We start from the raw sequence: 13,286 nt of genomic DNA on the forward strand, positions 1-13,286 counted from the left end.
TTTCGATGATTTCAAAATCCATTGATCCCAAGCGGCAAGCCATTATTGAGGCGGCCACACGCATGTTTCTGGCGCATGGCTACCGGAATGTCAGCATGGATAAAATTGCACAGGCCGCGCCTGTTTCCAAAGCCACGCTGTACAATCATTTTGACAGTAAGAATGCGCTGCTGGCCGCTGTCGTTTCAAATCTATGCGCTTCTTTGCTGCAAACCATGAGCGAGGCTGTAATCGACTCGGATGATGTCGAAAAGAACCTGAAAAAAATCGCCGCGTCGTTTATGGATCTGTTTTTTTCGGAAGACGGGATGGCCGGCTACCGGCTTTTCATTACCGAAAGCCGCGATTTTCCCGAACTGGGGCAATTGGTTTATGAAAGCGGCGCATTGCCGGCCTTGACCGGGCTGGAAAATTATCTGCGCCGGCTGAATGACGACGGCCGCTTTAGCATTGCTGATCCGGCGTTTGCGGCGAATGCCTTTTTCAACTTGCTGAAAGGCGACTTGTATTTTCCTTGCTTGCTGGGAATCAGGCCGTTGCCTTTGGGCGACGAAAAAAACCGTGTGATCAATGAAGTCATTCCTTTTTATCTGCAGGGCATTTTGCATGCTGACCAATAATAAACCTCTGTGTGCCAGCCTAATCAGTGTTTTGGTGACCACTGCGCCTGCCGTATCGGCCGAAACGCTGGAAGAGGCCTGGAACAGCGCCATTGATAATAACCATCAGATCAAGGCTGCCAAAATCGATACATCGGCAGCCGAAGAGCAGTTGAATTCAGCGAAGGGACAGCGGCTGCCGGAACTTAATGTCAGCAGCGGTTATACCCAGCGCAGTGAAACGCCGGGTGCCGTGACGCAAATAGACGGCAGAACGGCCCAGTTCAATACCCAGCAGCCGGGCAATATGGATGCGCAGGCCATCGCGACGCTGCCCATTTATACCGGCGGCCGCATCAGTCACGACATCAATGCCGCCGAGGCATCCCTTCAGGCCGCGCAGCACAATGAAACCACGGCCCAGCTGGATATAAAAATGCAGGTGGCCGAGGCTTATATCGCGGTATTGCGCGCCGAAAGCTCGCTGCAAGTCGCAAAAAGCCATGTTGACAGTCTGAAAGCGCATGTTATCGATGTCAATAATCTGTTCGATCAAGGCATGGTGGCCCGCAATGACGTGCTGGCGGCGAACGTGGAACTGGTCAATGCGGAGCAGCAGGTCGTGCAGGCCGGCAACCGGCTCGATATCGCCAAGGCCGGCTACAACCGTTTGCTGGACCGCAATCTTGAAGATGAGGTCAAGCTGGTAAAACAATTTCCGGAAATGCCCAAGGAAGACCTGAAAGCGCTGAATAATGATGCTTTGAAGCAGCGTTCCGAGCTGGCTGTGCTGACGCGGCAAATCGAATCTCTGGAACAACAGGCACAGAGCGTCAAGGCCGGCGTGTTGCCGCAGGTTGCCATCAACGGCGGCTATCAGTATCAGGAAAACCGCTATCAGGCGGCTGAAAGCATGTGGCTGGTCAATGCCGGTGTCAAATGGAAAATGTTCGACGGCAGCACGCGCCACCAGAGCGATGCCATCAGCCGGCAGGCCATCTCCCTGAAGGAACAGCGCGACGACTTGACCAGCGCTATCGGCCTGCAAGTACGCCAGGCCTGGCTGGACTATCAGGAAGCCCAAAAACGCGTCGCCGTGACCCAACAAGCCATCGAGCAGGCTGAAGAAAACATGAGAGTGACCACCGATAGCTATCAGCAGGGCCTGTCGACCAATACCGATGTATTGAAAGCCGAAGATCTGCGCACCACTTCACATGACAATTTCAACAATGCCAATTACGATGCTGCACAGGCTGCTCTGCGCCTGCGGCGTGCGGTAGGGGTATTGTAAAAGTAATCGGCACTTTGAAATACTCCAGCTAGAGCATTTATTTTTTAGTCAGAAACATAGCCTGAATGCCTGAAGAAGTTCAGGCATTCGTCGGGATGAAACCGCTCCATTAATTGGCCGACAGTGCGCCAGAGATTGTCATAAGTTCGTGCCGCTGCCTTGCGCAAAAGCGCCTTCAGCTTGGCGAAAACCTGCTCGATCGGATTCAGATCAGGGCTGTAAGGCGGCAGGTATTTGATCGTCGCCCCGTGTGCTTCAACAATATCCCGGACTTCCGCCACCTTATGCGCAGGCAGGTTGTCACAAATAACAATATCACCGGGTTTCAAAGTTGGCGCCAGCTGCGAACGCAGGTATTCCTTGAAGGCTTCGCCCGTCATGGCTTGATCCACACACCAGGGTGCCGTGAGTTTGTCGGCACGCAAGCCGGCAATAAAAGTCAGCGTTTGCCAGTGACCAGCTGGGGCAGCATCCCGGCAGCGAGCACCACCCAAGGCCCGTCCATAACGACGGATCATGTTGGTAGATAGCCCTGTTTCGTCCAGAAACACCAACTTCGACAGATCGCAGGTTTGCTGCCAGGCTTGCCATTGCTCGCGAGCCCTGGCGACATCCTCGCGCTGCTGTTCACTGGCAACGACCGTTTTTTTTATAGCGATAGCCCAGTTTGTGCCGGATAAACTTATCAATGGCCGAAATCGATACACTCAGGGCTTGTTCAGTTTCCAGCCAATCCTGCAGTTCCTTCAAGGTCATCGATGGGCTGTTCGCCAACTGTTCCTTGATGGCGGCTGCATAGGGTTCCAACAGGGCCCGTCTGTAACCACCGATCGGCTTGCTCTGAACGCCGCCGGTGTTTTTCCAGAGTTGATGCACTCTGGAGACAAAGGAGGGGCTGACTTGATAGTGCGCGCTGACTTCGCGTGTCGTTTTGCCGCTGTCAACAGCCTTCGCGACACGCAAGCGCAAGTCTTCTGAGTAAGGTTTGGGCATCTTCGGTCATTCTCATTCAATGAAGCCCCATTTTAGCAATACGGCTTGATCTTAGGTAACAGATAAATGCTCTACTTCCAGGTTTCATTTGCCGGATAGTGCTGTCCTAAATGAACTCAATATGTCAGCTCACGGCGCCTTATTGCGTGCCGTGAGCGCTCGACTACCTTATCAGTTTCCGGTCAACTAAAGTCTATGGCCTCGTGACTGGATTTTGGTCTGTGAAAGTTCTGACGAACTGCACGACCGCTTCCTCCTCAGCTTGAGTTAGGTGCAGATTTCCTATCACACTAATACTTTGAGTCGTGGCATTCGGGAACTCGGGTTCCGGCCAGCAGTTAGCCGCAATCGCCTCGCTGGCCTTCATGTCGCCCGGGCAACGGGTGATCGGACCTCCGGGCCACGTTGCGGCTGTGCTATTCGGGTCGGGCGTGGCGTTGGGGTCATCCGTGCAGACTGGCGTCGAGGAGGAAAAGATGCTGATGCTGGCACAGCCCGCTTTGAAGACCAAGGACGTGTTGTAGAAGTGAACGATCTGCTCCAGGCTCTTGAAATAGCCGTTGTGACCATAGGCTTTTATAAACCCGTCCGGGGCGGCTACATTGCGCAACGTTGGGGCTCTGTTAGGTCCCGGCGGGACGGAAATGAGAGCCGATTGACCAATGAGCTCCGGTCTGGCAGTACTTATGTGTGCGGTCAAACCCGTTATAACCCCTTTTCCCACTCCGGGGATTTCAGGATTAAAAGGCAGGCCAGTATGGTGATAGCGGTTGTCGGTGTAAAGCTGGTCCGGCTCCGTACCATCGGAATCGGCAGCGCCGCTGTTGTGACATTCAGAGCAGCCAGCGCTTTTACCCTCAGGGTTTTGGCCTGAATCGTTGCGGCCATAGAACAGATCGTGTCCCAGGTTTTCCTGAGCGGTAAAGCCGTCCAGCGGGAACTTTTTGTCGGCATCGGTTGCGAGCGCCTGGTCGCGCCTGGAACTGAACTGGTTGACTTCGTCCGAAGCCTCCCAGGCTGCGAGCGCCAGTGCAATTCGCTTGAAACTAGTCTCAAGCCCTCCGGCACAGTCTATAGCTTCATCATAAGCGGCATTGTACAAATCTTTGTATGCAGCCGTTCGGATTGCCTCACAAACTCCCTCTTTGCTGATGTTATGCTCAATAATACTCGTAAAGGGATTCAGGGCTTGATCTGCCAAAGGGCCAAGAAATTTTGCATACTCGGCCTGCTTTGCCGGCGGGATGTCATCCACTGTAACCGTAGCGCTGGCCCCGCCGTCCCCAATAGGGCTGGCCGATGGGGATGTTTTTCCGAAGCCTTCGGCGAAACCGTTCCAGGTACTTCCACCCTGGAAGTTTCTGCCTATCAGCGCTTCCACTTGTGCAGGTTCTGTTATGGCTTCAAAATTATCAAGGCGTTGGAAACTAAAAGGCGGAGAAAATATTGCATAAGCGTTGCTCGGTGGTTTGATGACGCCTAGCGCCTGGGGTGCTGCGCCTGGCGCCACCACTATAGTGTTATTAATGTTAGAATCCGGCAAGACCCAGCCTACTGCCGGATCATGGCATGAGGCGCAGGCCAGCGTGCCGGGATTGGATATCTTGTCGAAAAATACATTCTTGCCCAGTTGTTCTAAAGGTGTGAGCGCGGCTGCAGTCGTGCTGAAAGAGAGGAGTAGTGGAATGGCTGCAGCCGGTGTGGCGATCAAGGTTTGGCTTGCCTTAATAATCATATCGTTACCTCTAATTTTAATGCTGAATTTGAGGACTTCCACATTTTGCCTTTTACCTGTCGGTAGAAGGCAAGAATGAGGCGATCAAAAAAGGAAAAGCTGTATGTTGAAACGTGCAGGAGGCTGAATTTAAAATTTTTAAGCATTTCATCTGAACAATGCCTACTCAGGTAACCCAACCTCCTCGTTATTAAGCTACGCTTAAGGGATTGAAAAAACAACTGTTGAGAATACCTAGGTTCTGCTTGGGGCAGCGGGTAACGGGGCCTCAGCCATTTGAATCGGAATGCACAACCAAGGGAGAATTGACAAGGAACGGTATACGCTTTACGGTTTGCTATGGCTAAGTCAGCGGATCTACAGGGAGCCTGAGGCAAAATGCCGGTGATTTTTCAAAGCGGTACTGCGGGCTTTCCCTAGTGGTGTTTCACTAGGGGGCATTGTCCGCCTCATTAGGCTGATGGCATAGTGTTTGAGCATCTAATCTGCTCTACAATCCTCATTTTTCAAATCCTCGGATAAAACAAAGGGCGCCGGTGTACAAAAGAGCGGTGAAATACTGAGATATAACGGCTTTGCGCGTCATCATCCCGCTATTTTCACAGCGGATGTTATTCATCCTCTATACCCAGTTCCTTTATTTTCCGCGTCAGGGTATTGCGCCCATAGCCGAGCATAATCGCCGCTTCGTGGCGCTTGCCGTGCGTATAGTCTAATGCGGCTTTAATCAGCAGCGTTTCAACGGCCGGAATGATATGTTTGGCGATTTCAGGCTTTTTGGCCAGCAGCTGTTGATCTATCGAGGTTCTTAACAACGACTGCCAATCGCTGCTTGTGGTGTCTTTCTCCGATTGAATATGCAGCAGTTCGGGCGGCAGGTCATGGATATGGATTTCGCGGCCCGATGCCATGACCGTCATCCAGCGGCAGCAGTTTTCCAGTTGCCGGACGTTGCCGGGCCATTCCAGCGAGCTCAGGAAAGCCTCGGCTTCAGGTTTTAACGTTTTGATTTCAGTGTTCAGCTCAAGCGCAGCCTGGCTCAGAAAATGGCGCAGCAGCAATGGGATGTCCTGCTTCCTGTCGCGCAATGGCGGAATATGGATACGGATGACATTTAACCTATGGAACAAATCTTCGCGGAAACGGCCTTCATTGACCAGCGCTTCCAGATTCTGGTGCGTGGCGGCAATGATGCGTACATCGACTCTTACAGATGAGTGAGAGCCGACCGGATAGAACTCGCCATCGGCCAGTACGCGCAGCAGGCGCGTTTGCAGTTCGGCAGGCATGTCGCCTATTTCGTCCAGAAACAGCGTGCCGCCGTTGGCCTGTTCGAAGCGTCCGGCCCGCCGGGCTTGCGCACCGGTAAACGAACCTTTTTCATGACCGAACAGTTCCGATTCCATCAGGTCTTTCGGGATGGCGGCCATATTCAAGGCGATAAACGGTTTCTGGGCTCTCGGGCTGTGCCGGTGCAGGGCTTTGGCAACCAGTTCCTTGCCGGTGCCCGATTCGCCATTGATCAGCACGGTGATATGGGAGCGGGCCAGCCGGCCGATGGCGCGGAAGACTTCCTGCATGGCCGGCGCCTCGCCGATGATTTCTGGCGGAGTTTCGATCAGGGCGGTTTCTTCATGGCCGCGTGCCCGTTCCCGCTGCTGGCGGCTATGCACACAGGCGCGATGCGCGAGATCGACAACTTCCTTGATATCGAAGGGCTTGGGCAGATACTCGAAGGCGCCGCCGTGAAATGCCGAGACCGCGCTTTCAAGATCGGAGTGCGCGGTCATGACGATAACCGGCAGGTCAGGATGGCTGTGCTGGATTTTATCGAGCAATTTCAAGCCATCCATGCCGGGCATGCGGACGTCGGTCAATAAGGCATCAGGCGATTCATGCTGCAAGGTCTCCAGCAATTCTTGCGCGCTGGAAAAGCTGCGCGTCATGATGGCGGCTTTTTCAAACGCTTTTTCAAGAACCCAGCGTATGGATTTGTCGTCATCGACGATCCAGACGGTGTCAAGATTATTCATGGCCGGGCTCCACGGGTAAAAAGATCGAAAACACAGTATGGCCCGGTTCGCTGCTGCATTCGATCAGGCCGTTATGCTGATTGATCAGGGATTGCGCTATCGATAAACCCAGCCCGGTGCCTTCCGCGCGTCCCGTAATCATCGGATAAAAGATCTGGTTCAGCAGGTCGGCGTCTATGCCGGGGCCGTAGTCGATAATGTCGATTTTGACGGCCAGTTTGTAGCGCTTCCGGCCTATGGTCATCTGCCGGTGTATGCGCGTTTTGATCATGATTTCACCTTTGCCTTCCATAGCCTGTGCGGCGTTCCGGGCGATATTCAGGATGGCCTGGATAAGTTGGTCCCTGTCGGCCTGAATCTCGGGGATGCTGGGGTCATAGTCATGCTTGACCTTGAGGCCGGCGGACTCGGCTTGCACGAGCTGCCTGACGCGCTCCAGTACTTCATGAATGTTCAAGGCTTTTTTATCAGGCAACTTGTTGGGGCCCAGCATTTTATCCATGAGTCCCTGCAGCCGGTCCGATTCGGCGATGATGATATGCGTGTATTCCTTGAGCTCCGGCTCGTGCAGCTCCAGGTCCAGCAGTTGCGCCGCGCCGCGCAGGCCGCCCAACGGGTTCTTGATTTCATGGGCCAGCCCTCTGACCAGCAGTCGGGCTGTGTTTTGCTGATGCAGTTGCTGTTCTTCTTTCGATATGCGCAGGTGGGTGTCGACCTGTTGCAGTTCTACCAGGACTTCCTCCAGTTGCTGCTCCTTGATGAGCGGCGTGGCGCTGAAGTTGATCGTGACAGTCTGCGCCATGCGGTCCAGGGTCAGCTCGCGATCGAACAGCGGTTCCTCCATCGTCAGACATTGCTGCAGGTTCAGGAGCAGAGCCGGATCGGAAGACCTGAACAAATCCTGAGCAGTAAGGCCTATCAAATGACGCGCACTGTCGGCTAACAATATTTCGCCTGCTGTATTGATGTAGGTGAGCTTCAACTCATGATCAAACAGCAAAATGGCTTCGTTAAGATGTTCAAGTATGCGTTTATACACGGTTCCTCTAGGGGCTGTATTGATGCTGTGCTTTAATCCAAGCAATTATCAGACCATGTCGCTTGGGTTGTGTTTAAACAGTTTTTGGAGAAGCAGTTTCAGTGAACAGGCGGGGCTGCTTTGTCGCTATGATAAAACGCCGGAACGGCAATGCAAATCGCTGAAACGAAAAACGCCCCAAAATGGGGCGTTTTTGTGTAGGCTTTATAAAGCGGATCAGTTGATCGCTTCGCTGGGCTTACAAACTGTAGTACATATCAAATTCTACAGGATGCGTGCTCATACGCAGACGAGTGACTTCTTGCATTTTTAGTTCAATGTAGCCGTCAATCACATCGTTAGTAAATACGCCGCCGCGGGTCAGGAATTCACGGTCTTTGTCCAGAGCATCCAAAGCTTGGTCAAAGGCGTGACAGACTTGCGGGATTTCTTTCTCTTCTTCCGGCGGCAGGTCGTACAGGTCTTTATCCATGGCATCGCCAGGATGGATCTTGTTCTGAATGCCGTCCAGACCAGCCATCATCATTGCTGAGAATGCCAAGTATGGGTTTGCGGTTGAGTCAGGGAAGCGTACTTCGATACGACGACCTTTAGGGTTTTGTACGTAAGGAATACGGATGGAAGCAGAACGGTTACGCGCGGAATAAGCCAGCATAACAGGCGCTTCAAAGCCTGGAACCAGGCGTTTGTAGCTGTTGGTTGACGCGTTTGTGAAGGCGTTCAGGGCTTTTGCGTGTTTAATGATACCGCCGATGTAGTACAGGGCTGTTTCAGACAGGCCGCCGTATAAGTCGCCTGAGAACAGGTTTACGCCGCCTTTAGACAAGGATTGGTGTACATGCATGCCGCTGCCGTTGTCGCCAACCAGGGGTTTAGGCATGAAAGTGACCGTTTTGCCATAAGCATGCGCGATGTTCGAGATAACATATTTCAGTTGCAGTACTTCGTCGGCTTTTTTAACCAGCGTATTGAATTTTACGCCGATTTCGCATTGGCCCGCTGTTGCCACTTCGTGGTGGTGAACTTCAGTCTGCATGCCCATTTCTTCCAGCGTCAGGCACATTGCAGAACGCATGTCCTGGAATGAATCAACCGGTGGCACAGGGAAGTAACCGCCTTTAACGCCTGGACGGTGACCGATGTTGCCGTCTTCATAGACTTTTTCCGAGTTCCAGCCGGCTTCCTGTGAATCGATTTTAAAGAAAGAGCCGCTCATGTCGGCGTTCCAGCGGACGTCATCGAAAATGAAAAATTCGTTTTCAGGACCGAAGAAAGCGGTATCGGCGATGCCGGTTGATTGCAGGTAGGCTTCCGCACGTTTGGCGATAGAGCGAGGGTCGCGCTCGTAACCTTGCATGTTGCTTGGCTCGATGATGTCGCAACGCAGGATCAGCGTGTTGTCATCAAAGAACGGATCCATGACCGCAGTAGTTGGATCGGGCATCAGGATCATGTCGGATTCATTGATGCCTTTCCAGCCGGCAACTGACGAACCGTCGAACATGTTCCCTTCTTCAAAGGTATCTTCATCAATAGTATGAGCAGGGAATGTGACATGCTGCTCTTTGCCGCGTGTGTCACAAAAACGAAAATCGACGAATTTCACGTCGTTTTCTTTGATCATTTTAAGTACTTTTTCTACAGACATTTACTTTGTCTCCTGGATGGTCTTGAACGGATTATTATAAAAGGCAAACGGTATAACATACCTTTTTTTTTATAGCTTAGCCACTAAAAAAGGGCGCAACAAGCCCGGTGTTAGTGCGTCGCCTGAAACATGAAACACGTCCTTGTGTTGCATAAAATTAAGAGTCGGGGGATTAAAAGCGAACGATTGCATCGGCTGAAATCAGGACTTGGTTATAGCTTAAGCCATCATTATATGCCGCATTTCCATTTGAATGATCGTATCTGACTTCAGGGCGTAACGTCAGCCAGGACATGGGTTTGTAGTTCATGCCTACAGTGGCCGCCAGATAATGGCCTTTGTTGCCGTTGACCCTGATGCCGTCTTCGTCGCGGAACCATTCAAAGCGTGCGCCAACGCCAACTTTGTCGGACACATCATAAGTCAGGTACTGGTTGATGCCATACCATTTTGCTGGGTCAGCGCTTTGCGATTTTTCTTCTATACCCATATCGTGTTGCAGTTTGTAATGCAGCTTGTCGGTGATGTCATGGCTTAGCAATATGGTATACAGCGTACGGTTGTGTTCGTCATTTTTGTTGACATCGCCGGTAATCAAGGTAAATGTCAATGATGTTTTTTCATCGTCGGTCGTGTAAGTAGCCCCGCCTAGGAAATTAGCCGGTTCCTGAAAGAATGAATCCCATCCCGATACAACACCGGCGGAAATACTGATGTTTTCGTTAACAGGATAAGACGACAGGATGCCGGTATGCGTAAATGGTTCGCCATATTGCATCGTGTAGGCATGAGAGAAGAAAAAGTTATCAGGCGCGGTGACAACCTCGAAGCCGTGGGGCGTATAGAAATGGCCAATTTTGGTCGTGATGCCGTTGCCGACAGGCGCGAAAACCGTCGCATAGACTTGCGGGAACGCGAGTTTGTAGAGGCGCGAGGAGCCATCCGTGATCAGGTTGTCGTCAAAGTTGGCTTGCGTGGTGTAGAAGGCGTCTATGCCATAGGCGATATCGGCCCGAAACCCCACATCCCATTGGCTGCCTTCGGCGTCAACGGCTCTTTCGATAAAGCCGTACAATTGATGGGCATTGAATTCGTTGGCGCGATTGTTGAATGTGACAGGGCCGTTTGTTCTGCTTTCAGGATCATCAGGATTGCCCGCGATACCGGCCGAGACCCAGCCGCCGACATTGATGCCCAGGTTTTTCATGGGCGCTGTTTCATTAATATTGAAACCGGTCAGGCTTTCAACCGCCCCTTTGTCGTCCGCCTGTGCCAGTGATGAGCAAAGCAGGGCGCTGCATAAGGTAAGCGGCCAGCCGTTATATTTTTTGTGATGAGTCAGCATAAATATTGCCTTTTGTCAGGTTCTTATCAAGCATCCCAAGAAAATCATAAACTTGGGATGCCAAGTTAATCTAAATTTTAAGTCCATTGGTAAAACTAATTTCAAATATAGTTGTTTGTATCCCAAAATGTGGTTTTATTAATACACTTAAGATCATAAATGCAAGATGCGGGCCAAATATGCTTAAGCAGGATTGCCTTGATAAATATAAAGAATCAGGCAGAATTAATATTATCGGTTTGAATCAAAATGGTGCAAAAAAAATTTATTTGATCCAGTTTGGTGCATAAGGTGTTACTGGCTGACTCTGTATTTCAGTCACAAGGAGTGCGCAGAACATAAGTTATGCCAATGAATTTTTTGTTTCACTGCAGATATTAAGTTGAATCATTATCGGCGTTAGCTACGCTTCAAAGCAAATCAATTGGTCGGAAGAGCTTTGCGATGATTTTAGGCATACATGGTTCAGGGCGAGTATAAAGCTCGGATGACTTAATACGGTATTTAAGCTTCAAAATGGTGCTTACAAATCCCTATTTGCACTGGAGTTGTGCGGCCTTTTTTCAAAAAACCTCAGCTTTATCAGCATTTATCGGGATTTTTTTCTTGGCACAGTCTGTGCATTGGATATTCCAACAGTTAACGTAAGCAATGAGGTGTTGTATGAAACTGATAACCGCTATTATCAAACCCTTCAAGCTGGACGACGTCCGCGAAGCCCTTTCCGATATAGGCGTTTCCGGTGTCACAGTGACCGAAGTCAAAGGATTTGGCCGCCAAAAAGGACATACCGAACTTTACCGTGGAGCTGAGTATGTGGTTGATTTTCTGCCTAAAGCCAAAGTGGAAGTCGCGGTAGGCGATCAGTTGCTCGATCAGGCCGTAGAGGTGATCACCAAAGCGGCTAGCACAGGCAAAATCGGAGACGGCAAGATTTTCGTCACCAATCTGGAGCAGGTGGTCCGGATCCGCACCGGCGAAACCGGCGATGAAGCATTGTAATTTAGGGGGAAATATGAAAAGACTCTTACACACCTTTGTACTGTTTATGTTGCTGAGTTTTGCGGGGCTTTCAGTCGCGGAAACGGAAGCGGTGTTAGTGGAAACCGCGCCAGCAGTAGCCACGCCGATCGAAAAGGGCGATACCGCCTGGATGATTGTGGCGACTGTGCTGGTCGTTCTGATGGTTGTGCCCGGCCTGGCGTTATTCTATGGCGGCATGGTGAGGGCCAAGAATATGCTGTCCATGCTGATGCAGGTGTTCGTGATTTTTTCGATGATGGCGCTGCTGTGGGCGATTTACGGTTACAGCATCGCATTTACAGAAGGCAACGCTTTCTTCGGCGGGTTCAGCAAGATGTTTCTTAAAGGCATAACACCGGACTCGGCAGTCGGGACGTTCAGCAAGGGCGTCTATGTGCCTGAATATATTTATGTTGCCTTTCAGCTTACCTTTGCCGGCATCACACCCGCGTTGATTGTTGGCGCCTTCGCCGAGCGTGTCAAGTTTTCAGCCGTACTGCTGTTCATGCTGATCTGGTTTACTTTCGCCTATTTGCCTATGGCTCATATGGTCTGGTACTGGGCGGGCCCTGACGCCTATACCGATGCAAATGCCGCTGAAGCCGCCGGTGCTACGGCAGGGTTCCTGTTCCAGAAAGGTGCGCTGGATTTTGCCGGCGGTACGGTTGTACATATCAATGCCGGCATAGCCGGCCTGATTGGCAGCCTGATGATCGGCAAGCGTATCGGCTATAAAAAAGAATCCCTGGCGCCGCATAGCGTCACGATGACTATGGTCGGTGCGGCCTTGCTTTGGGTCGGCTGGTTTGGCTTCAATGTGGGTTCCAATCTGGAAGCCAACGGCTTGGCCGCCCTGGTTTTTGTCAATACGCTGCTGGCCAGCGCGGCCGCAGCCTGGGCATGGATGACGGCCGAATGGGCGGCTCGGGGCAAGCCCAGCATGCTGGGCGCGGCTTCGGGCGCTATTGCTGGGCTCGTCGCCATTACGCCCGCCTGCGGCTGGTCCGGCCCTATGGGCGCTATTGCCCTTGGACTGGTTTCTGGCGCTATCTGTTTCTGGTCGGTAACCAGCCTGAAAAGCCGGCTCGACTATGATGACTCGCTGGATGCATTTGGCGTGCATGGCATCGGCGGCATTATTGGCGCCCTGGGCACAGGCATTGTTGCCTGCCCGACATTAGGCGGCACCGGCGTTTGGGACTATGTCACCAACAGCGTGGCCGAATACAGTATGGCCAGCCAGCTCGCAAGCCAGGCATGGGGCGTTGGCGTGGCGATCATCTGGTCCGGCTTGGTGTCCTTCATCGCCTATAAGATCGTGGATATGCTGATCGGATTGCGAGTCAGCGAAGAGGTTGAGCGTGCAGGTCTCGATGTCTCGGAGCATGGCGAATCGGCCTATAACCTTTAATTTCTAGGAGCTTCGGGATCGGTTGAAGCGGTCTTTGAAGCATTATGAAACGGTGAATAAAAGTCATAGACATCGGATAGAAGATGGGCGCGTCATGCGCCCGTTTTCGTTTGGATTGATACGGGCTTCCCGGCATGCCCTGGCGGCCGGGCAATTGTATGTTGAC

Annotated in this window: 11 protein-coding genes; 4 read left to right on the plus strand and 7 right to left on the minus strand. The window is 51.9% G+C overall.

The features are described from left to right. Window positions 1-5: 5 nt before the first annotated feature. Window positions 6-620, plus strand: coding sequence for a TetR/AcrR family transcriptional regulator (locus ACTNE6_RS03470; protein ID WP_442498609.1), 615 nt, complete (start codon window positions 6-8; stop codon window positions 618-620). Next, window positions 607-1,893, plus strand: coding sequence for a TolC family protein (locus tag ACTNE6_RS03475; RefSeq protein ID WP_442498610.1), 1,287 nt, complete (start codon window positions 607-609; stop codon window positions 1,891-1,893). The genes ACTNE6_RS03470 and ACTNE6_RS03475 overlap by 14 nt, the downstream gene beginning before the upstream one ends. Window positions 1,894-1,937: 44 nt before the next feature. On the opposite strand, the gene ACTNE6_RS03480 is transcribed toward ACTNE6_RS03475, so the two are convergent. The 7 genes from ACTNE6_RS03480 to ACTNE6_RS03510 all read right to left on the minus strand — a co-directional run bounded on the left by ACTNE6_RS03480 (window position 1,938) and on the right by ACTNE6_RS03510 (window position 10,686). Beyond that, window positions 1,938-2,582, minus strand: a complete 645-nt coding sequence (locus tag ACTNE6_RS03480; protein WP_442496982.1) for an IS630 family transposase — start codon at window positions 2,580-2,582, stop codon at window positions 1,938-1,940. Then, window positions 2,521-2,886 carry a helix-turn-helix domain-containing protein gene (locus ACTNE6_RS03485; RefSeq protein ID WP_442496983.1) on the minus strand — a complete coding sequence of 122 codons (366 nt, stop codon included), beginning with the start codon at window positions 2,884-2,886 and terminating at the stop codon, window positions 2,521-2,523. The genes ACTNE6_RS03480 and ACTNE6_RS03485 overlap by 62 nt, the downstream gene beginning before the upstream one ends. A gap of 193 nt (window positions 2,887-3,079) precedes the next feature. Beyond that, complete coding sequence (locus ACTNE6_RS03490) at window positions 3,080-4,621, minus strand: cytochrome-c peroxidase (protein WP_442498611.1); 1,542 nt, start codon at window positions 4,619-4,621, stop codon at window positions 3,080-3,082. A 611-nt stretch (window positions 4,622-5,232) separates the two neighbouring features. Continuing rightward, window positions 5,233-6,654 (minus strand): nitrogen regulation protein NR(I), encoded by a 1,422-nt coding sequence (gene ntrC / locus ACTNE6_RS03495; RefSeq protein WP_442498612.1) that lies wholly within the window; start codon window positions 6,652-6,654, stop codon window positions 5,233-5,235. Beyond that, on the minus strand, window positions 6,647-7,693 hold the full coding sequence (gene glnL, locus ACTNE6_RS03500) for a nitrogen regulation protein NR(II) (protein ID WP_442498613.1): 1,047 nt from the start codon (window positions 7,691-7,693) through the stop codon (window positions 6,647-6,649). Before glnL ends, ntrC begins: the two co-directional genes overlap by 8 nt. A gap of 238 nt (window positions 7,694-7,931) precedes the next feature. Beyond that, window positions 7,932-9,341 (minus strand): glutamate--ammonia ligase, encoded by a 1,410-nt coding sequence (gene glnA, locus ACTNE6_RS03505; protein WP_442498614.1) that lies wholly within the window; start codon window positions 9,339-9,341, stop codon window positions 7,932-7,934. A gap of 172 nt (window positions 9,342-9,513) precedes the next feature. After that, entirely contained in the window at window positions 9,514-10,686 is a 1,173-nt protein-coding gene (locus ACTNE6_RS03510) for a porin (protein ID WP_442498615.1), read from the minus strand. A gap of 663 nt (window positions 10,687-11,349) precedes the next feature. On the opposite strand from ACTNE6_RS03510, the gene glnK reads away from it, so the two are divergent. Together glnK and ACTNE6_RS03520 are read left to right on the plus strand one after the other, a co-directional pair. Further along, on the plus strand, window positions 11,350-11,688 hold the full coding sequence (glnK, locus tag ACTNE6_RS03515; protein WP_194969771.1) for a P-II family nitrogen regulator: 339 nt from the start codon (window positions 11,350-11,352) through the stop codon (window positions 11,686-11,688). 13 nt (window positions 11,689-11,701) lie between these two features. After that, window positions 11,702-13,120 carry an ammonium transporter gene (locus tag ACTNE6_RS03520; RefSeq protein ID WP_442498616.1) on the plus strand — a complete coding sequence of 473 codons (1,419 nt, stop codon included), beginning with the start codon at window positions 11,702-11,704 and terminating at the stop codon, window positions 13,118-13,120. Window positions 13,121-13,286 lie beyond the last annotated feature (166 nt).

The organism is Methylobacter sp. sgz302048 (genome assembly GCF_052162025.1).
Lineage (GTDB): Bacteria > Pseudomonadota > Gammaproteobacteria > Methylococcales > Methylomonadaceae > Methylobacter.

Bases quoted from the DNA above. Each gene is read 5' to 3' on its own strand.
- ACTNE6_RS03470 (WP_442498609.1), top strand. From the start codon at position 6: ATGATTTCAAAATCCATTGATCCCAAGCGGCAAGCCATTATTGAGGCG.
- ACTNE6_RS03475 (WP_442498610.1), top strand. From the start codon at position 607: ATGCTGACCAATAATAAACCTCTGTGTGCCAGCCTAATCAGTGTTTTG.
- ACTNE6_RS03485 (WP_442496983.1), bottom strand. From the start codon at position 2,886: ATGCCCAAACCTTACTCAGAAGACTTGCGCTTGCGTGTCGCGAAGGCT.
- ACTNE6_RS03490 (WP_442498611.1), bottom strand. From the start codon at position 4,621: ATGATTATTAAGGCAAGCCAAACCTTGATCGCCACACCGGCTGCAGCC.
- ntrC (WP_442498612.1), bottom strand. From the start codon at position 6,654: ATGAATAATCTTGACACCGTCTGGATCGTCGATGACGACAAATCCATA.
- glnA (WP_442498614.1), bottom strand. From the start codon at position 9,341: ATGTCTGTAGAAAAAGTACTTAAAATGATCAAAGAAAACGACGTGAAA.
- ACTNE6_RS03510 (WP_442498615.1), bottom strand. From the start codon at position 10,686: ATGCTGACTCATCACAAAAAATATAACGGCTGGCCGCTTACCTTATGC.
- glnK (WP_194969771.1), top strand. From the start codon at position 11,350: ATGAAACTGATAACCGCTATTATCAAACCCTTCAAGCTGGACGACGTC.
- ACTNE6_RS03520 (WP_442498616.1), top strand. From the start codon at position 11,702: ATGAAAAGACTCTTACACACCTTTGTACTGTTTATGTTGCTGAGTTTT.